Here is a 24,853-nt window from a genome sequence, read left to right on the forward strand (position 1 = left end):
TGAAATGATCACCCCCTACTTTCTTCTCGGATCTAATGCATCTTGCAAGCCATCTCCAAATACGTTAAAAGCGAACATGGTTAACGAGATCATGAGACCCGGAAAAAACAGTCTCCACCATTGGCCGCTTAAGATGACCCCCAAAGCATCATTCGCCATCGTCCCCCAGCTGGCAAATGGGGCTTGTACGCCTAATCCTAAAAAACTTAAAAATGATTCAGCAAAAATGGCCTGAGGAATCGTAAACGTTAAATTTACAATAATGATTCCTAACGTGTTGGGCAGCAAGTGTCGGAAAATAATTTTTGCATGAGACGTTCCCAGTTTCTGGGCCGCCATAACGTATTCTTGTTGCTTTAACTGAAGAATTTGGCCGCGAATAATTCGGGCCATCCCTACCCATCCAGTGATCGAGAGCGCGACAATGATCGTCCATAACCCCGGCTCCATCACAACCATGAGCAAGATCACAACTAATAGGTAAGGAATGCCATACAATACCTCGACAATTCTCATTAAAATGTTGTCGATTCGATCTCCTAGTTTTCCTCTTCCTGCCATATATCCTGAGACGCCACCAATCAACACCCCGATAACCAAATCGATGAGAGCGGCCACAAAACCAACCGTCAACGATATGCGAGCGCCATACCATGTGCGCGACCACATATCTCGCCCTAAATCATCTGTTCCAAACCAATGTTTGCTGGAAGGCGGTTGATTTCCGTTCGTTAAACTTTGATCATCGTAACTATATGGAACTAAGTGAGGTCCAATAATGGCCATAATAACGATGCATAATAAGAGCAACGCCCCGAACATCGCCATTTTATTTTTGATGATTTTCAAACCGGCTTCCTTCCAAAAACTGAGACTCGGTCTTTGAATGGCATCTGACTGAAGCTTGCTACGGTCGTTGGGACGAAATAAGTCGGCCTCTTCTTTCACTGAAATCACGCTCATTCCCCCTCGCTCGTCAGCTTAATTCTTGGATCAATTAGGCGATATGATAGATCGACAAGAAATAACGTAATGACAAGAATCGTGCTGAAGAAAACCGTCGTGCCTAAAATAACTGGATAGTCGCGGTTAAAGATGCTGTCGACAAAATATTTTCCCAACCCTGGTATAGCGAAAATTTTCTCAATAACGAATGTTCCTGTAATTAAAACAGCAAATAACGGGCCGATAAATGTGATGACTGGTAAAATAGCATTTCGTATGCCATGCTTGATGACAATAGCGATCGGGGATAGCCCTTTTGCCTCTGCCATTTTGATATAGTTTTGTTGCATCACTTCCAACATGCTAGAACGCATAAAACGGGCGATCACTGCCATCGGGGTGGCAGCCAACGCGATCGACGGCAAGATGGAATGGGCCCATGTTCCCCAAGACGCTACAGGCAAAACTCCCCACTCAACAGCAAAATATTTGATTAACAATGGCGCTAAAATAAAACTTGGTACAGAAATGCCTACAATGGCAATAAACATCGCTATATGATCAAGCAGCTTATTATGGTTTAGCGCAGCGATAATGCCAAGCAACAATCCAAACACAACGGCAATCACCAACGCTTGCAATCCAAGAAGCGCGGAAACAGGGAATCCGTCTGCGATAAGGGTATTTACGTCCCTTGTTTCAGACTGAATCGATGGTCCTAAATCAAACGTTATTAAATTTTTCATATACAATGCATACTGGACTGGCAGTGGCTTGTCCAAGTTGTATTTCGCCCGAATGTTTTGCAATACTTCTTCAGGCAACACATTAGCGTCGGAAGCAAATGGATCACCGGGAATCGATTTCATGATGATAAAAGTTAATGTGGCGATGAGCCAAACGGTGACAACCATTGTCACCAGACGTTTCATGACGTACACGGTCATTCCCCTCCCTTGTTCTAAGCATTCACATGCCCTAGCACGCCGTTCGTCGCCGTCATGGCGATAATGACACATCCCCACATATGTTTATAGGCAGTGACGATATCATTGCATGTAAACGTGATCGTTTTCGGGCCGATTAATGTCACTGTCGGTAATGTCGTTGTCATCATCGCTTGGTTTGGTCCTTTAAATTCAATTTCAAAGGTAACCGGCCCTTCTAGTTTCAACGGAGGGCATTGTTTCGCTTTCTGTACGGCCTGTTTCGCTTTTTCTCTAATTAACTCATGCGCTTTTGTCGGGTGAAGCAACTCCGCCGCAAAGCGGTCAATCCCGCGCTTGACTACAGCCGCTTCAACGTGAGGCAACGTTTCAAGCACTTCTTTCACATAAGCATCATCACCCGAGATAAAAATGGCCGGTACGTTGTAATAACCTGCAACAAACGCATTCATCTCTGTTTCCCCAACAACACGGCCATTAATCTTGATCTCATTCACACAGATGCCGGCCAAACTATGACTGATTACGGTCCTTTCCGATCCACCTTCGCGTCCATGATGGCCAACAAACATAATCCCGTCAAAGCTATCATCAAGCCCCTCGAGCTGACACATCACGCGATTGTTCCCAGAGACAAGGCGCGCCCGCGGATCCAATTCCTCGATCAGGATGTTGGACATATTGCCATGGCCATCAGCAACCACTACTTCCGTCGCTCCTCCTAAAAAAGCACCCTCAATCGCTGCATTGACGTCCTGAGTCATGAGCTTACGGAACCGCTGGTATTCACTGTTCGTTTTTAATTGTTGGTTGGTTGCCACACCAGAGATCCCTTCCATATCGGCTGAAATAAAAATTTTCATAGCAACAACACCCCTTCTTTTTCAATTTATAAACAGCTAACGATTTTAAATATAATCAAACGTGTTTTTATATACTTCGAGCTGTACGATCGTATCCATTTCAAGAATCCCGTGTACACCATTTAGCATTTTTACTACTTCAGTGATTTCATCTTGACTGGGCACTGCAATTTGGATTAAAAGTTGGTAGCTTCCAGAAGTTAACGTAATATAGCGAACTTCTTTTATTTTCTTCAGCTGTTCAATCACATCCATTAACTTGTTCGCTTCCGTTTTTAAACGAATGATCGCCCCTGCGCGAATCCCAAGAGCTATTGGATTCACGACTCCCACCACTTCGAGAATCCCATGATCGATTAAATTTTTGTACCTCATCCGCACTGTTTTTTCCGTAACATTCAAATTATTTGAAATTTCTGTAAAAGACATCCTACCATCCCGAGATAACAGTTTAATGATTTGTCGATCCAGATCATCGATTTCGTACTTCATAATTTCCCCTTTTCTATACCGTTATGGAATTTTAATAACGAAAATAGATACAAATAAGAAATAAAATTGGTTATTTACAGCACAAAAAACTTGTTTTAATATCTTAATTAGGACTATTTGATTTTTTATTATAATCACAATTAACAAAATATTCAATAGCCCGTTTGTATTTTCCAAAATATTTTAAGAAGAAATATTTCCAGAGGGGGAGGAAATCCATATGGTGACTGTCATTTCCGGAGGAACAGTACTAGTAGGAAACGGACAAAGAATGGAATCGGCGCACATTGTCATTAAGAACGGAAAAATCAAAACTGTGGCAACCGAGCTGCCGGATGTCTCCTCCGATCAAGTGAACATGATCGATGCCTCAGGCAAATTCATTACACCTGGGTTGATTGACGTTCATACTCACCTTGGTATACACGAGGAAGGGATTGGTAAAGAGGGACACGATTTCAATGAAACGAGCAACCCAACGACCCCACACGTTCGGGCAATCGATGGAATTAACCCAAAAGATAAAGGATTTGAGGATGCGAGAAAAGCAGGAGTAACAACGGTGCAAGTCATGCCCGGAAGCGCCAACGTAATTGGCGGAGAAATGGCAGTCATCAAAACCGCTGGGCAAACCGTTGATGAAATGGTGGTCCGACATCCTTCAGGAATGAAAGCCGCTTTTGGAGAAAACCCGAAACGGGTGTATGGGGAAAAAGGAAAACTACCGACAACAAGAATGGGGATTGCCGCTTTATTCCGCGAGCAGTTCATTCAAGCGCAAACGTACTTGCAAAAAATCGAAAGCGGCAAAGAAGTCGAGCGGGATTTGAAACTGGAAAATTTAGCGAAAGTATTGAAAAGAGAAATTCCACTGCGCGCTCATGCACATCGCGCCGATGACATCATGACAGTGATTCGCTTAGCGAAGGAGTTTGGTTTCCGCTATACGATCGAACATTGCACCGAGGGGCATCATATCGCCAATTATATTGCCGAGAATGGGGTCCGTGTCTCTGTCGGCCCAACCATGTCATCCCGATCAAAAGTGGAGCTCGCGGATAAAGGATGGCATACGCTCCTTGCTTTGCGGGACGCCGGCGTCTCTTTCTCGATTACGACCGACCACCCGGTTGTCGGCATTGAACATTTGATGACGAGCGCCATTCTCGCTGTGAAGCATGGGTTGGAGGAGTCTTTAGCTCTTCAAGCCATTACATTAAACGCGGCAAAACATTTAGGCATCGAAGACCGTGTAGGCTCGATCGAAGTTGGAAAAGACGCCGATATCGTCATTTGGAGCGGCGACCCCTTTGACTTGCGCGAAAGCGTGGAACTGACCATGATCAACGGGGAAATCGTATTTCAACGTAACTGACTCTTAAGTAACCATCAACCTTGCTTAAAACGGCTTCTACCCCCTGGCAGAAGCCGTTCTCTTCCCTACCTCCCCCCAAACACCGGCTTCCGCTTTTCTAAAAAGGCGCGGACGCCTTCGCGGTGGTCTTCGGTTTGCCGCATGCGCTGTTGGGCGTCGGTTTCGAGTTCGAGCACGCGAAGCAACTCTTCTTTTGTTTGTTCGACGTACAACATTTTCGTGGCGATCATGGCTTGAAGCGGTTTTGTTTGCAAGGAAGCAACGACTTGTTCGGCCTGCTCCTCGTTCTCGACAACGAAATCAACGAGCCCGAGCTGCAGCGCTTCGTCCGCGCTCATCGGTTTTCCTTCCCAAATGATCTGTTTGGCTTTCGCCGTGCCGACCCGCTGGGCCAGGAAGAAATGCCCGCCGCCGTCAGGGACGAGACCGATGCCGATGAAATTCATCGCCAAGCGTGCTTCTTTCGTGGCGATGAGGCAATCGCTCGCCAAGGCAAAGCTGAACCCAAGGCCGGCCGCTGGGCCATGGATGAGCGAAACGGTGATTTTCGGCATCGTATACAAGAGCATGATCATCTCCTGAATCGTTTTCATCACGGTTTGAAATTGGCTCGGGTCATCAACCGCCAGCATTGTCTTAATGTCGCCACCCGCAGAAAATCCTCTCCCTTTGCCGCGGATGACGACAACGGAAGCGTCACTTTCCTTGATTTTCCGCAGCGCGTCGACGAGTTCCGTTAGCATTTTCACATCCATGGCATTTAACGCCTGCGGGCGGTTCAGTTCCAATATCGCTTTGTTTTGGTCAAATGTCAGTACAACCGTTTCCATGGCTTTCCTCCTCTGAATGATGATTCATTTCTTTTCATTCGCCATGAAGATGGTTTTTTCCTTGTTGGCGGCAAAAATATCATGTTCTCCAACACATCCATGCTTGACATCTTCATCTACTTGTAATAGCTTCTATGTCGGTGTTGCTTTTTTTCGAAGCACAGCGTGCCGATAAAGGAGTGGATCGCATGAGAAATCCAAGTGTACGAAACATCTCGTTTTATCTAGCGGCGGCGTTGATCTTCTCGATGATGGTCTACAACGTCTTTTATCATCTAGGAACATTCCCGATTTCAAGCTGGGACGAAGCGCGTCATGGCGTCAATGCATACGAAATGCTGAGACATGGAAACTTGATCGTCAACACATACCTTGGGCATCCTGATTACTGGAATTTAAAGCCTCCTGTCAGCTACTGGGCGATCATGATTGGCTATAAACTCGTTGGGATGAACGCGCTTGGTTTGCGGTTGATGTCTGGCATTTGCGCTATCCTCACGGCCGTTGCCATTACGCTATTTGTGAAAAAACGGTTTGGAAGCATGGCCGCGATCGTCTCATTGCTTGCCTTGTCTACTAGCACCCAATATCTTCTCAACCATTGCGCTCGCACAGGAGATGCGGATTCGCTCTTTGTATTCTTCTTTACGTTATCCATCCTTTCTTTGCTGGCTGCTAGACGGCAGACGCGATGGTTGTATGCAGCGGGCCTTGCCTGTTCACTCGCTTTTTTAACGAAAAGTTGGCATGCGGGGAACATTCTGTTGATCATGGTCTTATATTTTCTCATCACTAGGCAGTGGGAGTCAGGACGCTGGCGCGCATGGTGGAGGGCAGCGCTCACCTTCGTTGTTCCTGTGCTCGCTTGGGCTTTTGCCCGCTATCACTATGATGGATTCCGTTTTTTTAAACAAATGATCGGATATGACTTGTTGCTGCGCTCCACTCGGCCCATTGAAGGTCATATCGGCGATGAAACCTACTACGGCATCATTCTTGTTCATTTTTTCTTTTGGTGGCTGGCGCTCTTGGTCGGAATCATGGTCATCAGTTACATGCAAGGCGTTCGTCTTTTAGCGTTTGAAGGAACAGACCATCGATTGAAAGAAGATGTGATCGGGATTTTGCTTTGGATTTGCGTCCCGCTTCTCATGTTTACCATAGCGAAGACGAAAATCAGATGGTACATCCTCCCTGTCTATCCGCCGCTTTGCATGTTGATTGGCATTTGCGCAAGTCAATTATGGAGAAAAGGAACGTGGGGAGCACGCGGGCTGCTGCTTGCCGGACTGTTGTTCGTCGCATCGTTTTACGAAACGAATATTCAACATTATATCCATCATCCCAAGCCAAATTTCGAACTGGCATTGCTTCAGCAGACCGCCCAAATGCCTGTTCATGGATACGAACTGTTTATGTACCATCCGTTGCACGAGAAAGGTCGCTGGCCGCAAAATGCGGTCTTGACAGCAGAGCTTGCGAATGACCTTAAACCTCGGCATGGAGGGCTGAAAACGTTCTTGCATACAAGCCGAAGCCTGCTTCTCGTGAAAAAAGCATGGTTCAGCAAACAGCTCGAGCATCAATACCACCTGTCTGTTCTCGCCTCGAACCGTTGGGGATATATTTTGGAAAAGCACGCTTAAACATACAGCCTTGGAGTGCCACTCTCTCCAAGGCTGCGCAACCATTCTTCTAGAATTTTAGGAACAAACTTTACTCCAATCTCTTCTCATCCCGCTTAATTCTGGTTAAAAATAATCAATTTCAACTCCGTCATTTCCTCGATCGCATAGCGGAGCCCCTCGCGGCCGAACCCGCTTTCTTTCACGCCGCCGTACGGCATATGGTCGACGCGGAACGTCGGGATGTCGTTAATCAACACGCCGCCGACGTGCAGTTGTTTCGCCGCTTTCCACGCGGTATGGACGTTGTCAGTGTAGATGCCCGCCTGCAAGCCGTAGCGTGAGTCATTGACCAGTTCAATGGCTTCATCGATCGAACGGACGCGGTTGATCAAGACGATCGGGGCGAACACTTCCTGGCACGACACTTTCATCGTCGGTTCGGCGTCCACAATGACCGTCGGAAGCAAGATATTGCCGTCGCGCTCGCCGCCGAGGACGACGTTTGCGCCGCCTTGTTTTGCCTCTTCGATCCAAGAGAGCGCCCGGTCGACATCGTTTGGCGTAATCAAGGCGGATACATCGGTGGTTGGATCCAACGGGTCGCCTGTTTTCAACTGTTTCGCGGCGGCGACAAATTTTTCGACGAACTCGTCATAACGATTCTCATGCACGTAAATGCGCTGGAGTGAAATGCACACCTGTCCTTGGAACGTAAAGGCGCCGAACACGCAGCGCGGGATGATGCGATCAAGATTGACCTGTTCATCGACGATCACGGCCGAATTGGAGCCGAGCTCGAGCGTCACCCGCTTTAAGCCCGCCTTATTGCGGATCGCGATGCCGACTTCTGGGCTGCCGGTGAAGGTGATCATGCTGATGCGCGGGTCGGTGACGATTTTGTCGCCGACCGTGCGGCCGCTTCCGGTGACGACGTTGAGCGCCCCTTTCGGCAAACCGGCTTTCTCGAACAATTCGGCGATAAAATAGGCGGACAGCGGCGTTTGGCTGGCTGGTTTTAACACAACTGTGTTGCCCGAGGCGATGGCCGGGCCAAGTTTATGGGCCACCAAGTTCATCGGGAAGTTAAACGGCGTAATCGCCCCGATGACGCCGATCGGCTCGCGGACCGTCAAGGCGATGCGATTTTCCCCGCCCGGCGCGGCGTCAAGCGGCAGTGTTTCCCCATGAATGCGTTTGGCTTCTTCGGCGGCGAATTTGTACGTTTGGATCGTGCGGGCGACTTCCCCTTTCGCCGTGGTGATCGGTTTGGCTGCTTCCAGCGCGATCAACCTCGCCGCTTCTTCCTGCCGCTCTTTCAGCTGCTCGACGACCCGCTCTAAAATGGCGGCTCGTTCATGCGCCGGCATGGCCGCCATCGTTTGCCGCGCGGCGTATGCCGCGGCAATGGCTTCATCGACTTCTTCTTCTGTCGCTGCCGGAATTTCGGCAATCGTCTCGCGTGAGTATGGCGATTTCAGCTCCGTGTACGACTTGGCTTCCCGCCATTCGCCGTTGATGTATAGTTTTTTTCTTTCCGCCATGTTCTCATCCTTTCCCTAACTAGTATTCGCAACCCAAACATTGCCTGTGTCAATACATTTTTTATTTCGCCACAAATTTGCTAGAATCCTCTTTTCTGATCCGTTTATAGGACATGTTGCTGATCCTCTATCATCTTATTCCCCTCTTTCAGATTGGAGGATGGAAAGAGGTAAGAAAAAACCACAATAGAAACGATACTCACCCCAATTCCATACATAATCGGATTGGTCGAACTCAACCCCTCCACCGCTAAACCAGCCAGCACAACGACGGAACTAATCACGATGGAATAAAAACCAGCTTTCGCTGTTGCTCGCTTCCAAAAGAAACCGAGAACCACTGGTACGAAAATGGCGCCTGACAAAATGGCATAGGCTACATCCAATGCGACAAGCACATCCTGAATCCAAATAGCAAAGATAATGGCGACAATCCCAACCGCTAGCGTCATCATTCTGGACAAAAGGACAAACTGTCGATCGCTCATATTTTTGAGCCAATATTGCTTCAAAATATCATGCGATAACAGAGTAGACGAGGCAAGCAATGTTCCGGAGGCCGTTGACATGAGAGCAGAACATACGCTGGCCAAAATGAGCCCTAACAAGCCGTGTGGCAAAATCTCTAATGACATGTTGGCAAATACGTTTTGCGGATCGTTCATATTCGGAAAAACAATCACCCCGCACATGCCAATGACGCTTAACGCTACGGCATAAGCAACGCTGTAGAGACCAGCATATATTGCGCCGCCTCGGGCAATGTTCGGTGTTCTGGCCGTAAACACCCGTTGCCAAATATCTTGTGATACCACCATTCCTAACGTATAGAGCAAGAAGTATTGGAAAATATTTGCCCATCCCATGGACGTCAGATCAAAATGCGACGCTGGCAATCGCTCCAAAAGCGATGTCCATCCGCCGACATGGGACAAACTCATTGGCAGCATTACGAAGAAAATGCCGACTGTCATGACGATAAACTGAATGATGTCCGTCATCGTAACGCTCCACATACCCCCGAGAATCGTGTAAAACAGCACGATCCCCCCGCCGACTAACATCGAAACGGTCATGCTCCAACCTAAAACAGCATGAATGATTGTGCCCATCCCAATGACTTGTGTCACCGAAACCATCAGCGTATAAATCGCGGCAACCAACGCGCTGATCAAACGCGTTTCCTGATTGTAACGGCGGCCAAGCAGTTCGCTGATCGTGGTCACATGGGCGCCGTAAATTTGGTTTGTAAAAAACAGACCGAGCACAGCAATGCCCAAGCCAATCATAAAAACAAACCACATACCCGAAATCCCAAATTGATACCCTAACTTCGCCGTCCCAATCGTTGAAGCGCCGCCCAAAATCACAGCAGACAGACATCCAAGATAGACAAATAGTCCGAGATTTCGGCCTGCCAACGCAAAATCTTCGGCGGTTTTCGCCCGCTTCGCCCCCAAAATCCCTGCGACGATCAATACGAGAAAATAACATAAGAGAACCCCAGTATCCAGTGCGTTCATAAACCATTCCCCCATCCTCTTATAATTCAGAAATCGATCTCCTTCGAGATCCTTTCATAAAGGCAGACATTCCTTCAACGAGACACGACATCGGTTCCTGAATACACCCAATTTCCAAATTGCAATCGACATGTGCCCCCTCTTTTTTCATTTTCCAGAAGCGAACGAATGCACACCGATTTCCGCTTCATATTCGGTCAACGCCTCGTCGAGCATGCTTAATCCTTCGTCAATCTGTTCTTTTGTCACGATCAGCGGTGGGATCATGCGAATCACTTCTCCTTGATTGCCGCATAGATAGAAAAGAACACCTTTTTGCAGGCAACGATTCAAAATATTCATCACTCCCTCCCCATTCGGTTCGCCAGTATGCGGATGGACGATCTCGATGCCGATCATCAGACCGATCGAACGCACGTCTCCGATGACGGAATGCTTTCTTTTCAATATCTCTAGTTTTTGTCTTGCATATCGCCCTACTTCCCTGCAATTTTCCAACAATTTTTCTTCGCGAAACACTTCCAACGTCGCCAGCGCCGCCTCGCATGCGATGGGGTTGCCTCCAAAGGTTGTCCCATGGCTGCCGAGCGGCCACTGTTTCATTAATTCTTTCGAAGCCACTGTTGCACTTAATGGAAGACCGGAAGCGATGCCCTTCGCAATTGCCATAATGTCTGGAGTGACACCGAATGTTTGAGCGGCAAACCACTCGCCAGTACGACCAAAACCTGTCTGTACTTCATCGAAAATAAGCAAAATTTCATAGCGATCACAAATTTCCCTCATCTTGTGAAGCCACCCTTTGGGAGGCACAATATATCCTCCTTCTCCCAACACCGGCTCTACAATCATGCATGCCACTTCTTCCGGAGTCACTTGATGGGCAAACAAAGAAGCCACGTCGTTTTCAAGCTTATTGGCAAAGTACACATCTGGATCCTCCCCAGCCGGACAATCCTTTGGATTGGCATATGGAAGTTGATACGTCAACCCGCTTGGCTGCAGGTACTTCCGATATTTGCTTTTCGATGTGCTGACACTAAGCGCCCCTAATGAACGGCCATGAAAACATCCGGTAAATGAAATGACGTATGGCCTTCGCGTCACGTGTTTCGCTAATTTGATCGCACCTTCGATCGCTTCTGTTCCACTGTTGGCAAAAAAGAAGCAGTCAAGTCCTTCCGGCAAAATTTTCATCAGCTCTTCGGCCAAGCGCAAAATGGACTCATACATGATCACACCGCTCGGCCCGTGCATCAGGCGGTCTGAGGCCTCTTTGATGGCCTGCACGACTTTTGGGTGGCGATGACCCGTATTGGCCACGGCAATACCGGAAGTAAAATCAAGGTATTTTTTTCCATCTAATCCGTAATAGTAGCATCCTTCTTCCTTGACAACCGGCAGATTCGGATGGTCTTTCGCCATCGTTGGCGCAAGCAAGTCGGGCATTTTGTGAAAGAGAGGCATCCAGTTGCTCTGTGTCATGTACATCCCCCTTTGACCAAACCATTTGTTCATTGAAAGTAGTTCGCAAGTTTTGTGCCACCATTTTGACTATTCGATATTTTTTGTCAGCTATCCGCACTGGTTTCTATCATCTCATTTCCTGCGACCCCCCAACTGTTCTAATTCTTTTTTGAATTAAAAATTCATTTTTGCATCAATACGGATTGTTCTCCCTTCAAAAACATTCTCTCGTGGTAAAAGTGGTCAATCTCAATAAAAAACCGCGCCACAAAAAGGTGGCACGGTCCAAAATTCGACTGCATAGCGAAGTTTTCATGAGTAGTTTGGTCAGGACACTAATCATGCCAATTCGGCAATAACCTCTTCGATGACATCCAATGCTTCCTCCAGCTGTTCATCTGTGATGACAAGCGGCGTTAACAGACGAATGACATTGCTGTATAGGCCCGCACCCATGACGATGACCCCCCGTTGATGGCATTCTCGCAAAATGGCGGCCGTCAACTCCTTATTCGGTGTTTTCGTCTTAGCGTCAGTGACAAATTCAACGGCCACCATGGCGCCGAGCCCCCGAACATCCCCGACCGTCTCGTATTTCTCCTGCAGCCGTCTGAACCGATCAATGGCGATTTGTCCAATGACATTGGCCCGTTCAACCAACTGTTCTTGTTGCAACATGCGAATCACTTCCAAAGCGGCCACGCAGCCGAGCGGGCTGCCTCCGTACGTCCCGCCGATTTCTCCCGGGTTGGGTGCATCCATGACTTCCGCTCTTCCCGTCACCGCACTAATCGGCACTCCTGCCCCGATCGACTTGGACATGGTGATTAAATCAGGGATCACATCAAAATGTTCAATGGCAAACATCTTCCCCGTTCGTCCAAATCCCGTCTGGATCTCATCGGCGATAAACAAAATCCCGTATTTTTCACAAATTCGTTTGACCCCTTGAACAAATGTTTTCGACGGAACAATAAACCCGCCCTCCCCTTGTACAGGCTCCATAATGATTGCGGCTACCTCTTCTGCCGGAACGTCGGAGAGGAAAAAATCCTCAAGCCGCCGCAAAAGCTCGGCGTCCAATTCCTCGTTGGTCATGCCCGCTGGCTTTCGGTAATAATATGGATAAGGCAGTTTGTACGTATCGGGCGCAAAGGGGCCGAATCCGAATTTATAGGGTTTGACTTTGCTCGTGAGCGACATCGCCAGCAGCGTCCGTCCGTGAAATCCTCTTTCAAAGGAGAGAATGGCTCTTCTCCCAGTATACTTTCGGGCAATTTTGACGGCATTTTCGACCGCTTCTGCCCCGCTGTTCAAGAAGAAGGTCTTTTTCGAATGATTCCCTGGCGTGATGCGGTTCAATGTCTCTGCCAATTCGACATACGGTTCATACATCATAACGTGGAAACATGGATGAATATACTGCTCCGCTTGTTTTTGGATCGCTTCCACCACTTTCGGGGGGCAATGGCCGACATTGAGACTTCCAATCGCCCCAGCCAAGTCGATAAACGTATTTCCATCCACATCGGTTAAGAGCGCTCCCTCTCCTTTTACCGCAAACGTCGGTACAGTGTGAAACGGCCCCCGCGGAACATTCTCTTCTTTTTTTCCTAATAGCTCCTTTGCTTTTGGTCCCGGAATCGCTGTTTTGACTTGGATATATTTTTTTGTTTTTGCCTTCATCTTTTTTCCTCCGTTCCTTATGTCATGATTCACTTTTTCATACATGCAAACAACATGCCAAAAACTTCACGGAAAATCATATGACAAAGAAAGAGGATTTTTTCTCTTCTTTAGATAAAGTTAGTAATAGAAGCGCTGACAGACTGCTAGGAGGGAAAGTATGCAACGTACAGCCGATGTGTTGGAATTCGAGTTGGATGCGATATTGAGATCATCGAACGACAATATTGTCATCGCAGACGAAAACGGGATCGTTCTTCGCGCCAGCCCGAATTGCTTGTCCATATACGGAAAGGACGCCTCTTATTTAGTCGGAAAATCGGTCTATCAATTAGAAAAAGAAAACGTCTTTTGCCCTTCCGTTACAGCCAGAGTATTGCGGGAGAAAAAAGAGGTTCAATTGATGCAGCAAACCGCCACCGGCCGGGTTGTCATGGCGACAGGAGTGCCGGTATTTGACCAACAAAACCGCCTTGTCCGGGTGATCAGTTTCTCCCACGATTTAACAGAACTGGAGCGTTTAAAAGAAGACTATGAAAAACTGAGAAAGCAGATGGAACATTATCAAATGGAAATCGAGGAGTTGAAACCGGACCATATCGTCATCCAAAGCAAGGCGATGGAACGAATTTGGAAGCTCGTGCACCGCGTGGCCCAATCGGATGCGACGGTTCTTTTCCTCGGCGAGTCTGGAGTCGGAAAAAACGTATTCGCCCGTTCCCTTCATCTCCATAGCCCAAGGCGAAACGAACCGTTTATTGAGGTCAATTGCAGCGCCATTCCTGAATCGTTGTTTGAATCGGAAATGTTCGGCTATGAAAAAGGGTCCTTTACCGGTGCGCAAAAAACAGGAAAACCGGGGCTGATCGAATTGGCCGACAAAGGGACTCTCTTCCTTGATGAAATTGGCGAGCTTCCCCTTTCGATGCAAGCGAAACTGCTGAAAGTGCTTCAAGAGAAAAAAGTCATACGCGTTGGAGGCATTAAAGAACGAACGGTCGATTTTCGTCTGATCGCCTCGACGAATCAGAACCTAGAACAGATGGTGAAGCAAGGGAAGTTCCGCCAAGATTTATTTTATCGTTTGCATGTGATTCCGATTTATGTTCCTTCTTTGCGCGAGAGAAAAGAAGATATTTTCATGCTGGCGCAATACTTTTTGAAAAAATTCAACGAAAAATACCAGATGGATAAATATTTCCATCCGTCCATCGTCGACCATCTCGTTCAGTACGACTGGCCGGGCAACGTGCGTGAGCTGGAAAATATGATCGAACGGTTAGTCATTACTTCTGAAACGAGGGCCATTTATCCGGAATATCTCCCTTTTTCGATCCAGAAACATCAAGAGGTGATCCATCAATCGTTGGAAAAACGGAACGAACCGTCGACATTAAAAGAAGCCATGGAACAAGTGGAACGGCAATGGCTCCTGCGCGCCGTCAAACAGTGCAAAACAACATACGAGATGGCTGATTATCTTGGCATCAGCCAGCCAACGGTCGTACGAAAGCTGAAAAAGTATGGTATTGATTCAAAAACGAATTAAGATTCATTTTTGAATCAAGTGTTCACTCATTTTTGAACATACGCAAGCAAGGATGGCAGTCAAAACAGCCCTGCTTGCGTATTTCTTGTCTACTTCCCCTTTTTGGCATACTTTTTGCTTCTAAATATCACAAACTATTTTTCACTGCCCAAGGAGGTCTTGACATGTATAAACCGAAAGATTCTTCCCAATCGCCCCGCTTTTGCGGCGTTCGAACCTTTATGCGGTTAGAACCAATCAAAACGACAGATAACGTTGATTTTGTCGTGCTCGGCGTCCCGTTTGATACGGCAGCCTCGAATCGGACGGGACAACGGTATGGTCCGCAACACATTCGCAATTTTTCCGTCCTGTTGCGCCCTTACAACCCCGACATGGATATCGATATTTTTGCCTATTGTTCTGGCGTCGATTACGGGGACGTTGATGTCATCCCGGGCAATGCGCTCCGCACATATGATCGCATCGTCGAAGAGCTGCGGCCATTGTTAAAGAAAAACATCGTTCCGATTCTGATGGGCGGCGACCATTCCATTACATTGGGGCACTTGCGGGCTTTTTGCGAACGCTTTGGTCCCGTCGCCCTCGTTCATTTTGACTCACACAGCGACACATGGGACCATTACTATGGAGAAAAATATATGCATGGCACGCCGTTCCGCCGCGCGGTCGAGGAAGGGCTGCTCGATGTCAATCATTCCATTCAAGTCGGAATGCGCGGACCGCTTTACAGCGCGGATGATCTCGAGGACGCACGACGGCTTGGCTTTGAAGTCATTCCGATGAAAGAAGTCCGGCAAATCGGCTTTTCGGAAGTCATGCGCCGCATCCATCAACGTGTCGGAAACAGACCGGTTTTCGTTTCTTATGACATTGACTTTGTTGATCCGGCATTCGCTCCTGGAACAGGCACGCCGGAAGTAGGCGGACCGACAAGCTATGAGGCATTAGAATACGTAAGAGGGCTTGACGGGTTAAATATTGTCGGGTTTGATCTCGTCGAGGTATTGCCTGCTTATGACAGCGGGGAAATGACAGCCGTATTGGCGTCTGCCATTATATATGAAATGATCACGCTTGTGGCGCTAAAGAAAAGGCGGGCGCAGGCTAACCGTCTATCCACGGCGACAACGCCATAAAACCATCTTGCCGAAAAGGAGCGACCTTCCATGATATACGTCAACGGAAAATGGAGCAAAGGAGAAGGAAAAAAAAGACCAATCATCAATCCGGCGAATGAGGAAATCATTATAGAAATCAATGAAGCATCCCAACAACAAGCCGTAGAAGCGATCCAAGCAGCTCGTCATGCCTTTCAATATACCGATTGGCCATTCAATCCAGCAAAACGGATCGCTGCGCTTCGCCAATTGGCGGACCTGTTGGAACAAAACGCGGAAACATTCGCTTCGATCGAGACGTTGAATACAGGAAAACCGATTCGCGAGTCGCGCCTCGATGTCAGCGATTCAATCCAATGCCTTCGTTACTACGCCGATTTTGTTGAGCAACGGGCCATCGAGGAAACCAAAAGAACCGATGGCACGACAAGCAAAATCATTGAGGTGCCAATCGGGGTATGCGCGTTGATTGTTCCTTGGAATTTTCCTCTCTTGTTAGGAATATGGAAACTGGCTCCAGCGCTTGCGGCTGGAAATACAGTGGTGTTTAAACCATCAGAACTGACTCCGTTATCGTTCATAGAACTGACAAAGCTGATCGATTCCATCGGTCTCCCGCCGGGCGTGTTTAATCTTGTTCCTGGAGGCGGTTCGCCGGTTGGAGAAACATTGGTGACACATCCTGATGTGGAAAAAATATCGTTTACCGGCGGAACGGAAACCGGACGATGGATTTACGAACAAGGCGCTCGTCGCTTGAAGCGAGTGTCTCTGGAACTCGGCGGCAAATCCCCGCTGCTCATTTTTGACGATGCGGATCTTACTAGCACCATCGAGTGGGCGCTGTTTGCTTCCTTTCTCAATCAAGGAGAAGTGTGTGTGGCTGCTTCGCGAATTCTTGTTCAACGACACGTTTATGATTCGTTTATCGATCAGCTGATCAAAAGGCTGGCTTCCCTCCATATTGGAGATCCTTTCGAGGAAAACACTGAGATGGGACCATTAATCAGCTCCTCACATTTAGAAAAAGTGGAAACGTATATCCAGATCGGCTTGCAGGAAGGAGGAGTACTGCTGCAGGGAGGAGAACGAATCAAAGAACGGGGGTATTATCTCACCCCTGCCGTTTTCGCCCATGTCCGTCAAGACATGCGCATCGTCCAAGAAGAAATCTTTGGCCCTGTCATAACCGTACAACCGTTTGAACATGACGCAGAAGCCATCGGACTCGCGAACGATACGATATACGGACTAGCAGCTGGCATATTCAGCCGTGATCTCGAACGGGCGGAACAAATCGCCGGAAAATTGAGAGCAGGAACGATTTGGATTAACAGCTATCATACTCCCTATGTCGATGCCCCTTGGGGAGGATTGAAACAAAGCGGAATCGGCCGGGAGCTTGGGCCGCAAGGATTTACCGCTTTCACCGAAGCAAAACATGTCAACATCAGCCAACATGGCCACCCGCTCGGATGGTATTCGTCGTACTCCTGATTTCGTCCTTAGGACGAAATCAGTGTAAGTGAATTGTTCTGAATATTTAAAATAAAAAAATCAAGGAGGAATGATCCTCATGAAATGGACAGAACGGTTGGGTCATGATGATATTCGGCCGACCCCGATGAACGAACGGAGCATGAACTTTTTTAGCACGTTTACTCTTTGGATTGCGGCGAATGTTGTGATTACGACGGTCATGACGGGAATGATGTTTGTTCCTGACATTTCCTTCTCCAACGCCATGCTGGCGATTATTGTCGGTTCGGCGATCGGCGCCATTCCGCTCGCCCTTACCGGAAACATCGGCATCCGCACCGGTCTCCCTACAATGGTGATCACAAGAGCGGCCTTTGGACAAAAAGGCGCCATCCTCCCCGCGCTTGTCAACACGATCATTTTAATCGGCTGGAGCTGGATTCAAGCCTATATGGCTGGGCTTAGTCTGAATTACGCCGTCCATTACGCCACTGGATACAACAATATCAACCTATTTGTCATTTTGACGGAACTTCTTGTTGTGATCATTACGATTTTTGGCCACCGAGGGGTGGAACGAATCGAAAAATATATATCGATTGCCATGTTGATTTTATCTTTCCTTGTTTTTTATAAAATTTTTACGACTTATGACATTTCGACACTAGTCGAAATGAAATTGAGCGAACATCCATCCATCACCACGATTATCGCCTTTGACATCGTCATCGCCACCGCTTTTTCTTGGATGTCGACGGTTTGCGATTTCAACCGCAACTGCCGCTCAGAAACAAGCGGGTTTTGGGGAACGTATTTTGGCTATCTTGTCGCTTCCATTGTCGCGATGGGACTTGGGGCCGTCGTCAGCGGCTTCAGCATCGCCTCGAACATGGAACGGACTTATGATCCCACCATTCTCCTTGCGGCTTACGGGTTTGGATTGATCGCATCCATCGTCGTTTTCTTTTCTGTACTCTCGACCAATGTCATGGCATTATATAGCGCCACGATGTCGTTTATGAACGTCTTCCCGCGCGCAGGCTTTTGGAAACCGACATTGATCATGGGAGTGATTTGCACGCTTGGCGCTTTGCTGAAAGAAGTACTGATGTCCCATTTCTTTAACTTCATTATGCTGATTGCCACGTTGTTCATTCCTGTGTTTGCGATTGTGCTCGTTGATTATTTTTTGATCAAAAAAGGGGTATACGACGCAGAAGATATTTTGTACGATACAAAAGGTCAATATCGTTATCAAAAAGGAGTCAACATCGCCGCCTACATCACCTATATCGTTGGAGCTGTCTTCGCCTATTATTTTACGTACATTCATCCGCTTGCCGTCGGCTCCACCATGCTGACGTTTCTTTTATCGGGAGCTGTTTATTGGGGGTTGATGAAATGGACAAAACAAATATCTGCGAGCACGAATACGGTCGAGCTTGAATCTCCCACTCGCTTGGAGGGATGATATGAACAGACCATTTGACATCGCATTGGCGCAGATGACGCCGGCCGACGGCGACATTGGCGCCAACTTGGCCAAAATGGAAACGATCATCCATGAGTGCAAACGAAAGTTCCCTAATGTTCGCCTTCTTCTGTTCCCGGAACTTTGCACCACTGGTTACGTACTGTCAGAAATGCTAAAAGAGGCGGCCCAGACATGGGACGGCTCTACGTTCCAACACATGAGCCAACTTGCCCAAACATTTCAATTGTATATTGCCTACGGGTACGTTGAAAAAGACCATACAGGAAATCTATACAACTCTCTTATGTTGATCGATCCTAATGGACAATGTATCGGCAATTACCGAAAAATCCATTTGACTCCTTTTGAAAAAGCCTGGTTTTCTAAAGGAGCCGAGCCGGTGCTGGTGGATACAGAACTCGGCCGCATTGGTCTAATGATTTGCTGGGACTTGGCTTTTCCGGAACTAGCAAGATACCTAGCCGTCCATGGAGCCGAGCTTCTTCTCGTTCCATGTGCTTGGGAATCTCCCTTTCATGCACCGTTTCAAAAATTCGCCATGGCACGAGCGATCGATAACACGGTTTATGTGGCGGCATGCAATCAAATTGGATCGTCTTCTTCTTTCCATTTCTTTGGTTTATCCTCTATTTATGGGCCGGATGGAAGGAAAATAGCCGCAGCCAACATGAATGGACGGGAAGAGCTCGTACACGCCATGATCGATCAAAACCAACGCCAAGCGTTAAAGAAACACTTTTACACCATGATGGACGAACGACGAATCGACCTTTACCGACAATGGATTTGGAGGGAATGTCAAGAAAATGAACATCAAAACACTCATCGACCTCACCATGCCGATCACGGCCCAAACTCCGGTGTACCCGGGGGATCCGAAGCCTAAAATCGAACCGGCAGCGACGTTCGCCCAAGACGGCTATCACGTCAGCCGCCTTGTGCTTGGGTCGCATAGCGGCACGCATGTGGATGCGCCGTTTCACTTTTGCGAACACGGTTGGCGGCTCGATGACGTGCCGCTCACCTATTTTCTTGGCCGCGGCGTCGTGATCGATGCCACGGGGAAAGCGGAAGGCGAAGCGGTGACGATGGCCGATGCCGCTCCGTATATCCCGAAGCTATCGCCGGGAACCATTGTGTTGTTTCATACCGGCTGGTCGCAATACGCCGGAACAAAGCGGTATTTCCGCCATCCGTACGTCGCGCCGGATGTGATTGAAGCGATGCTTGGGCGAGGGGTTCGCACGTTTTTCATTGACGCGCTCAACATCGACCCGCCGGACGGCTCCTCGTTCCACGCTCACGAGCTTATTCTTGGCGCCAACGGGGTGATCGGGGAAAATTTCGTGAACTTCGAGCGAATCGATTTTGATGACCCGTATATTATTGCCCTCCCCCTTTCCTTGCCTGGCTGCGACGGTTCGCCCGTTCGGGCGGTGGCAGTGCAGTGGACGTAACGAAGAAGGGGGATACAGCCCCGCACATGCTTCGATGCGGGGCGCACTTCCTTTGGCTAGTTAATCCATTTGATCACTTTCCCCGGGTTCCCGCCGACGACCGCGTTGGCGGTTTCATTATACAAACGAACGAGCCGCCGCGCCCGCTCCCGCTCCTTGACGAGCTCCGGGTCGGCGGGGTTGTACCATTGCCCCGCCAACATCTTTTCTTTTTCGGTTTTTATCGAATCCCTCCAACACTTTATGCATTCGTTTCAAAACTCCATCGAATGGCGGGGTCTTATCGCCCTCCGGAAAAACGGTTGCCTGTCATGGTTTCAATCCGCACGCCTTCCCGATAGTAAGCGTCCATCACATCCTTTGGCACCATGCTTCCGCCGGTAGCCCAGCAAATATGGACGGCGTTTTTCATTTTTTCTTTCAAATCGTTTTCCTCTACATACGTTTGTCCCGCCGAATCGCGAAACAACCGAACAGGTCCCGCCACCCCTGCCAAGGCGGACGGCTCTAAATAGATTTCCTCCGTTTCAACCATAGCCGCGAGCAAGCGGTAAAGCGTCGAATCGTCCACCGTATAGACGCCGCTGATGACGCTCTCAAGCATGTTCCCCACCAACCGCGACGGCCGGCCCACCGCCAGCCCGTCAGCTTCCGTCTTATTATCCAGGCCAAAATCTTGCACCGACACACGGTCGTGCTGTCCTGTCGTCAACCCAAGCAGCATGCAAGGCGAATGCGTCGGTTCAGCGAAAAAGCAATGGACATGATCGCCGTACACGAGCTTCAGGCCAAACGTCACCCCACCCGGACCGCCGCCGACGCCGCAAGGAAGATATACAAAGAGCGGGTGGTTTTCATCAACCGTGATGTTCATATCCTCTAATTGCTTTTTCAGCCGAAACGCCGCCACCGCATAGCCTAAAAACAGATGGATCGAGTTCTCGTCATCAATAAAATACGACGTTGGATCCTCGGCGGACCGTCTTCTCGCCTCTTCCACCACGTTGTTGTAGTCGGTGAGATGTTCGACAACCGCAACCCCTTTGCTTCGCAACAAGTCTTTTTTCCATTGTTTCGCATCGGCTGACATATGAACGGTAACGCAGAACCCAAGCTTCGCTCCGATGATGCCGATACTCAAGCCTAAATTTCCCGTCGAACCAACGACAAGCGAATAGCGGGAAAAGAACTGTCTGAATTCCTCGCTATCCATCACCGCATAGTCGTCCCCCATGGTGATCATATGGTTTGCCAGCGCGAGGTCTTCCGCATGTTTCAGAACCTCGTAGATTCCCCCTCTCGCCTTGATCGATCCGGAGATGGGAAGATGGCTGTCACATTTCAGCAGCAGCTCCCCTTCCATATTGGTCTGAAACATCTTTTCCAAACGCTGTTTCATGTTCGGAATCCTCACTAAAGGGGATTCGATGATACCGTGGGCCGTTCGCGTCTCGGGAAAAACTTTCGCGATGTAGGGGGCAAAGCGGCGCAATCGCTCTTCGGCCTCCTTGACATCGCGTTCACGTAAAGGAATCGTTCGAATGGCTTGCGCAAACGCGTGATATTTTGGATTGCGCCAAAACACCTCTTCGGCCGCCATGATCGTTTCAAGCAGCGGGAATTCCTTTACCCACTTTTGGATTTCGTTTTTGGTCATCATGCACCATTCTCTCCCATGCGTGTTTGTCGTTTCGCACCCTTGGCGGATGCCGGTCCAAGGTCCGCTTCATTGTTTGCCGAACCGTTTGCCGTTTACCTTCAGTCTCGCGAAAACCGCTTCCATTGTCAATGGGGATGAAGGGAAATGGTTTGTGGATGACATTCGGGAGTGATCCCCAGACCTCGTCGGAATGGCCAAGCAAGGTGCGATCTGCTTTGAAAAATGCCTGTCTTTCCATTATGATGAAAGAGGCAAACCATATCGTGGAGATGATGATCATGAGCAATCGTCGCGATTTATCGCTTTTGTTTCTCGTGATGTTTTTGGTCATGGCCGGGTTTGGCATCATCATTCCCGTCCTTCCGTTTTACGCAGAAAAAATCGGCGCGACTCCAACACAACTCGGTTGGCTAATGGCCGTTTATTCGCTCATGCAATTTTTATTTGCGCCGATGTGGGGGAAATTATCGGACCGATATGGACGAAAACCGATGTTGCTTGTCGGCATTTTTGGTTTGGCCCTTTCGTTTTTCTTGCTCGCCGCCGCCACAACACTTTGGATGTTGTTTGCCGCTCGCATCATCGGGGGATGTTTATCCGCCGCCACGATGCCGACCGCTATGGCATATGTCGCAGATGTGACAACCGAAGAAGACCGGGGCAAAGGAATGGGCATCATTGGAGCGGCCGTTGGGCTTGGATTTATTTTCGGACCCGGAATCGGCGGCATATTTTCCAAAACGAGCTTGACCGCTCCGTTTTGGATAGCAGGAAGTTTGGCACTCCTGACAGCTATATTCGTTTTCGTTTTCTTGCATGAATCGCTTCCGAGAGAAAAACGAGCGAACACACAGGGGAAACGGCCATCGCTCACGGCTGCTCTTCGAAGCCCTTTGGCCCGCCTATACATATTGCAACTCATCGTCACGTTTTCCCTCGCTGGACTTGAAGCGACGTTCGCCTATTTTGCCGCTGAACGAGCGGGGCTTTCGTCGACGGAACTTGGCTACATCTTTATGATCATGGGGCTTGCAGGAGCCGTCGTTCAAGGGGGGCTTCTTGGAAAACTGATCCGCTCATTCGGGGAAGGCGCTGTCATTCGTTTCGGGCTGTTCCTGTCAGCAGTTGGCTTTTTTCTCATTTTATTCGTTCACAGCTTTTGGACAGCCGCGCTCTATTTAACGATTTTCGGCATTGGAAACGGCGTCATCCGCCCGTGTGTCTCCGCCTTGTTAACGAAACATACGACCGATGGCCAAGGAAGCGCAACAGGCGTCTTATCCTCGTTCGATTCGCTCGGCCGCATTGGCGGCCCGGCGATCGCCGGCTGGCTGTTTACCTTAAAGTCCAGTTTGCCATATATGGCAGGGATTGTGCTAACATTCATTTCCTTTGCTGTTTTTCAATCGTTTCAACGAACGATGATGCAAAAAGACTCGGCCCTTTGACACAGAGGAGGATGGGGGTAGAAAAGCACCGATTTATTCCCAGTTACACTCACGTATGGAAGTAAAGCTCTTATTCTAGGGTGATCAAAAATCAACGTCTGTACAGGAGGAGGACCGCCTTGAACATCGTTCCAATCAAACAATTGAACCGCGCCATGGTCAACCAGTTTTTCACTGACCATTGGGGAAGTCCGCAAATGGTTGTCTCGACCGGCATCTATAACTGCAGCGAACTGGATGGATTTGCTTCTGTCGAGAATGGACAGCGGATCATCGGGCTCATTACGTTCCTCATTCGCGGAAACGAATGCGAGATCATCTCATTAGACAGCCTAGTAGAAAACCGCGGCATCGGCAGCGCCCTTTTGCATGAGGCAGAGACATGGGCGAGACAACAAAGGTGCACCGCTGTTCAACTGATCACTACCAACGACAACTTGCATGCGCTTCGTTTCTATCAGAAGCGCGGCTACCAAATTGTGAACGTCTTTCCCAACGCTGTCGACAGGGCGCGGCGAATCAAGCCAAGCATTCCGAAAACAAGTCCTGACGGCATTCCAATTCGGGATGAGTTATTGCTGGTGAAACCACTGGCGTGACACGATGTGATGATGACGCCGTATTGGAAAAGAAGCACCGGCCTTCTCCCAAGACCGGTGCTTCTTTCAATTTTTTGAACACTCCTCCACCTATGACGCTAGCCGTGAGGAGTGTCAAATTTCGGTGGCAATATGATAAATGTAATAGACCCCATAGGCGATGCTGATGAGGGAAACGGTTTTCACCATCCATTGGTTCATGACTTGCTGTTTCGCTTTCATCCAAACGAACGGAACGCCAAGGAATGTCGTGAATAACATCATGCCAATGACCGTCCCTAAACCAAAAATCAAAATAAAGGAAAGCGCCATCCAAGTTCCTTTGACCGTCGTCATCGTCAACAACACCATTCCCGCGCTTCCGGCCAAACCATGGACAATGCCGATCAATGTCGATTTGATATGTAAATGATGAATATCGCCATGGCCATGATGATCCAGCCTCATTGTCGAACGAAAACTGGCGATTCCTAACATGACGATCATGATGCCGACGCCCATTTCAAGGTAAGAAGCAATCTGTTCAGGAATTTGCCGCTCAAAGGCGATCATCGCCATCCCGACAACGAGCAGCGTCAACGTATGGCCGATTCCCCAAAACATGCCGGCCAGCGATGAAAGGGACAGTTTTTTCGTCCGGCTGGCGATGGTCGAAACGGCAATGACATGATCCGGTTCGGTCGCATGCTTCATTCCTAGCAGCAATCCAAACAAGAGCACAGGCCATATCGTTCCCATTGTCTTCATC

21 protein-coding genes and 1 pseudogene are annotated in these 24,853 nt (G+C 48.6%); 10 read left to right on the plus strand and 12 right to left on the minus strand.

Features of this window, described 5'->3' with window-relative positions:
• Positions 1–15: 15 nt before the first annotated feature.
• The 4 genes from GYMC52_RS09540 to GYMC52_RS09555 are packed head-to-tail and all read right to left on the minus strand — an operon-like array spanning position 16 to position 3,247.
• On the minus strand, positions 16–957 hold the full coding sequence (locus GYMC52_RS09540; protein ID WP_013523922.1) for an ABC transporter permease: 942 nt from the start codon (positions 955–957) through the stop codon (positions 16–18).
• A 2-nt stretch (positions 958–959) separates the two neighbouring features.
• Positions 960–1,886 carry an ABC transporter permease gene (locus GYMC52_RS09545; RefSeq protein WP_013523923.1) on the minus strand — a complete coding sequence of 309 codons (927 nt, stop codon included), beginning with the start codon at positions 1,884–1,886 and terminating at the stop codon, positions 960–962.
• 20 nt (positions 1,887–1,906) lie between these two features.
• On the minus strand, positions 1,907–2,755 hold the full coding sequence (locus GYMC52_RS09550; RefSeq protein ID WP_013523924.1) for a M55 family metallopeptidase: 849 nt from the start codon (positions 2,753–2,755) through the stop codon (positions 1,907–1,909).
• A 45-nt stretch (positions 2,756–2,800) separates the two neighbouring features.
• Complete coding sequence (locus tag GYMC52_RS09555; RefSeq protein WP_013523925.1) at positions 2,801–3,247, minus strand: Lrp/AsnC family transcriptional regulator; 447 nt, start codon at positions 3,245–3,247, stop codon at positions 2,801–2,803.
• A 220-nt stretch (positions 3,248–3,467) separates the two neighbouring features.
• On the opposite strand from GYMC52_RS09555, the gene GYMC52_RS09560 reads away from it, so the two are divergent.
• Positions 3,468–4,622, plus strand: coding sequence for an amidohydrolase (locus tag GYMC52_RS09560; protein WP_013523926.1), 1,155 nt, complete (start codon positions 3,468–3,470; stop codon positions 4,620–4,622).
• 65 nt (positions 4,623–4,687) lie between these two features.
• Here GYMC52_RS09560 and GYMC52_RS09565 read toward each other — a convergent pair whose 3' ends face one another.
• Complete coding sequence (locus GYMC52_RS09565) at positions 4,688–5,452, minus strand: enoyl-CoA hydratase (protein WP_013523927.1); 765 nt, start codon at positions 5,450–5,452, stop codon at positions 4,688–4,690.
• Between the two features lie 188 nt (positions 5,453–5,640).
• On the opposite strand from GYMC52_RS09565, the gene GYMC52_RS09570 reads away from it, so the two are divergent.
• Positions 5,641–7,098, plus strand: coding sequence for an ArnT family glycosyltransferase (locus GYMC52_RS09570; RefSeq protein ID WP_013523928.1), 1,458 nt, complete (start codon positions 5,641–5,643; stop codon positions 7,096–7,098).
• Between the two features lie 95 nt (positions 7,099–7,193).
• On the opposite strand, the gene GYMC52_RS09575 is transcribed toward GYMC52_RS09570, so the two are convergent.
• The 4 genes from GYMC52_RS09575 to gabT all read right to left on the minus strand — a co-directional run bounded on the left by GYMC52_RS09575 (position 7,194) and on the right by gabT (position 13,297).
• Entirely contained in the window at positions 7,194–8,621 is a 1,428-nt protein-coding gene (locus GYMC52_RS09575) for an aldehyde dehydrogenase family protein (RefSeq protein WP_013523929.1), read from the minus strand.
• A gap of 104 nt (positions 8,622–8,725) precedes the next feature.
• The gene (locus GYMC52_RS09580) at positions 8,726–10,144 is read right to left on the minus strand and encodes a sodium:solute symporter (RefSeq protein WP_013523930.1); all 1,419 of its coding nucleotides are present in this window, start codon (positions 10,142–10,144) and stop codon (positions 8,726–8,728) included.
• 147 nt (positions 10,145–10,291) lie between these two features.
• Positions 10,292–11,629, minus strand: coding sequence for an aspartate aminotransferase family protein (locus GYMC52_RS09585; protein ID WP_013523931.1), 1,338 nt, complete (start codon positions 11,627–11,629; stop codon positions 10,292–10,294).
• Between the two features lie 321 nt (positions 11,630–11,950).
• Positions 11,951–13,297 carry a 4-aminobutyrate--2-oxoglutarate transaminase gene (gene gabT / locus GYMC52_RS09590; protein WP_013523932.1) on the minus strand — a complete coding sequence of 449 codons (1,347 nt, stop codon included), beginning with the start codon at positions 13,295–13,297 and terminating at the stop codon, positions 11,951–11,953.
• Between the two features lie 160 nt (positions 13,298–13,457).
• Here gabT and GYMC52_RS09595 point away from each other — a divergent pair, with 160 nt between their 5' ends.
• The 6 genes from GYMC52_RS09595 to GYMC52_RS09620 all read left to right on the plus strand — a co-directional run bounded on the left by GYMC52_RS09595 (position 13,458) and on the right by GYMC52_RS09620 (position 20,398).
• Positions 13,458–14,846, plus strand: coding sequence for a sigma-54 interaction domain-containing protein (locus GYMC52_RS09595; RefSeq protein WP_013523933.1), 1,389 nt, complete (start codon positions 13,458–13,460; stop codon positions 14,844–14,846).
• A gap of 164 nt (positions 14,847–15,010) precedes the next feature.
• Positions 15,011–15,985 carry an agmatinase gene (gene speB, locus GYMC52_RS09600; protein WP_013523934.1) on the plus strand — a complete coding sequence of 325 codons (975 nt, stop codon included), beginning with the start codon at positions 15,011–15,013 and terminating at the stop codon, positions 15,983–15,985.
• A 30-nt stretch (positions 15,986–16,015) separates the two neighbouring features.
• Positions 16,016–17,464, plus strand: coding sequence for an aldehyde dehydrogenase family protein (locus GYMC52_RS09605; RefSeq protein ID WP_013523935.1), 1,449 nt, complete (start codon positions 16,016–16,018; stop codon positions 17,462–17,464).
• A 79-nt stretch (positions 17,465–17,543) separates the two neighbouring features.
• Positions 17,544–18,917, plus strand: a complete 1,374-nt coding sequence (locus GYMC52_RS09610) for a purine-cytosine permease family protein (protein ID WP_013523936.1) — start codon at positions 17,544–17,546, stop codon at positions 18,915–18,917.
• 1 nt (position 18,918) lies between these two features.
• Positions 18,919–19,827 (plus strand): carbon-nitrogen hydrolase family protein, encoded by a 909-nt coding sequence (locus GYMC52_RS09615; RefSeq protein WP_013523937.1) that lies wholly within the window; start codon positions 18,919–18,921, stop codon positions 19,825–19,827.
• Positions 19,748–20,398 (plus strand): cyclase family protein, encoded by a 651-nt coding sequence (locus tag GYMC52_RS09620; protein WP_013523938.1) that lies wholly within the window; start codon positions 19,748–19,750, stop codon positions 20,396–20,398. The genes GYMC52_RS09615 and GYMC52_RS09620 overlap by 80 nt, the downstream gene beginning before the upstream one ends.
• A gap of 110 nt (positions 20,399–20,508) precedes the next feature.
• Here GYMC52_RS09620 and GYMC52_RS18680 read toward each other — a convergent pair.
• Positions 20,509–20,622: pseudogene (locus tag GYMC52_RS18680) on the minus strand (maltose acetyltransferase domain-containing protein); the annotation flags it as partial.
• A 56-nt stretch (positions 20,623–20,678) separates the two neighbouring features.
• A complete protein-coding gene (locus tag GYMC52_RS09625) occupies positions 20,679–22,058 on the minus strand; it encodes a D-serine ammonia-lyase (protein ID WP_013523939.1) in 1,380 nt (459 codons plus the stop codon).
• Between the two features lie 278 nt (positions 22,059–22,336).
• On the opposite strand from GYMC52_RS09625, the gene GYMC52_RS09630 reads away from it, so the two are divergent.
• On the plus strand, positions 22,337–23,506 hold the full coding sequence (locus GYMC52_RS09630; RefSeq protein ID WP_015731714.1) for a tetracycline resistance MFS efflux pump: 1,170 nt from the start codon (positions 22,337–22,339) through the stop codon (positions 23,504–23,506).
• A gap of 119 nt (positions 23,507–23,625) precedes the next feature.
• Positions 23,626–24,105 (plus strand): GNAT family N-acetyltransferase, encoded by a 480-nt coding sequence (locus GYMC52_RS09635; protein WP_013523941.1) that lies wholly within the window; start codon positions 23,626–23,628, stop codon positions 24,103–24,105.
• A 114-nt stretch (positions 24,106–24,219) separates the two neighbouring features.
• Here the strand turns inward: GYMC52_RS09635 and GYMC52_RS09640 are convergent, their stop codons facing one another.
• Positions 24,220–24,843, minus strand: coding sequence for an urease accessory protein UreH (locus GYMC52_RS09640; protein ID WP_013523942.1), 624 nt, complete (start codon positions 24,841–24,843; stop codon positions 24,220–24,222).
• Between the last annotated feature and the right edge of the window lie 10 nt (positions 24,844–24,853).

It is taken from the genome of Geobacillus sp. Y412MC52, from assembly GCF_000174795.2.
Lineage (GTDB): Bacteria > Bacillota > Bacilli > Bacillales > Anoxybacillaceae > Geobacillus > Geobacillus thermoleovorans.

Excerpts from the sequence above, each read along its gene's own strand:
- GYMC52_RS09550 (WP_013523924.1), bottom strand. The coding sequence starts at position 2,755 with ATGAAAATTTTTATTTCAGCCGATATGGAAGGGATCTCTGGTGTGGCA.
- GYMC52_RS09555 (WP_013523925.1), bottom strand. The coding sequence starts at position 3,247 with ATGAAGTACGAAATCGATGATCTGGATCGACAAATCATTAAACTGTTA.
- GYMC52_RS09560 (WP_013523926.1), top strand. The coding sequence starts at position 3,468 with ATGGTGACTGTCATTTCCGGAGGAACAGTACTAGTAGGAAACGGACAA.
- GYMC52_RS09565 (WP_013523927.1), bottom strand. The coding sequence starts at position 5,452 with ATGGAAACGGTTGTACTGACATTTGACCAAAACAAAGCGATATTGGAA.
- GYMC52_RS09570 (WP_013523928.1), top strand. The coding sequence starts at position 5,641 with ATGAGAAATCCAAGTGTACGAAACATCTCGTTTTATCTAGCGGCGGCG.
- GYMC52_RS09575 (WP_013523929.1), bottom strand. The coding sequence starts at position 8,621 with ATGGCGGAAAGAAAAAAACTATACATCAACGGCGAATGGCGGGAAGCC.
- GYMC52_RS09580 (WP_013523930.1), bottom strand. The coding sequence starts at position 10,144 with ATGAACGCACTGGATACTGGGGTTCTCTTATGTTATTTTCTCGTATTG.
- GYMC52_RS09585 (WP_013523931.1), bottom strand. The coding sequence starts at position 11,629 with ATGACACAGAGCAACTGGATGCCTCTCTTTCACAAAATGCCCGACTTG.
- gabT (WP_013523932.1), bottom strand. The coding sequence starts at position 13,297 with ATGAAGGCAAAAACAAAAAAATATATCCAAGTCAAAACAGCGATTCCG.
- GYMC52_RS09595 (WP_013523933.1), top strand. The coding sequence starts at position 13,458 with ATGCAACGTACAGCCGATGTGTTGGAATTCGAGTTGGATGCGATATTG.
- speB (WP_013523934.1), top strand. The coding sequence starts at position 15,011 with ATGTATAAACCGAAAGATTCTTCCCAATCGCCCCGCTTTTGCGGCGTT.
- GYMC52_RS09605 (WP_013523935.1), top strand. The coding sequence starts at position 16,016 with ATGATATACGTCAACGGAAAATGGAGCAAAGGAGAAGGAAAAAAAAGA.
- GYMC52_RS09610 (WP_013523936.1), top strand. The coding sequence starts at position 17,544 with ATGAAATGGACAGAACGGTTGGGTCATGATGATATTCGGCCGACCCCG.
- GYMC52_RS09615 (WP_013523937.1), top strand. The coding sequence starts at position 18,919 with ATGAACAGACCATTTGACATCGCATTGGCGCAGATGACGCCGGCCGAC.
- GYMC52_RS09620 (WP_013523938.1), top strand. The coding sequence starts at position 19,748 with ATGAACATCAAAACACTCATCGACCTCACCATGCCGATCACGGCCCAA.
- GYMC52_RS09625 (WP_013523939.1), bottom strand. The coding sequence starts at position 22,058 with ATGATGACCAAAAACGAAATCCAAAAGTGGGTAAAGGAATTCCCGCTG.
- GYMC52_RS09630 (WP_015731714.1), top strand. The coding sequence starts at position 22,337 with ATGAGCAATCGTCGCGATTTATCGCTTTTGTTTCTCGTGATGTTTTTG.
- GYMC52_RS09640 (WP_013523942.1), bottom strand. The coding sequence starts at position 24,843 with ATGGGAACGATATGGCCTGTGCTCTTGTTTGGATTGCTGCTAGGAATG.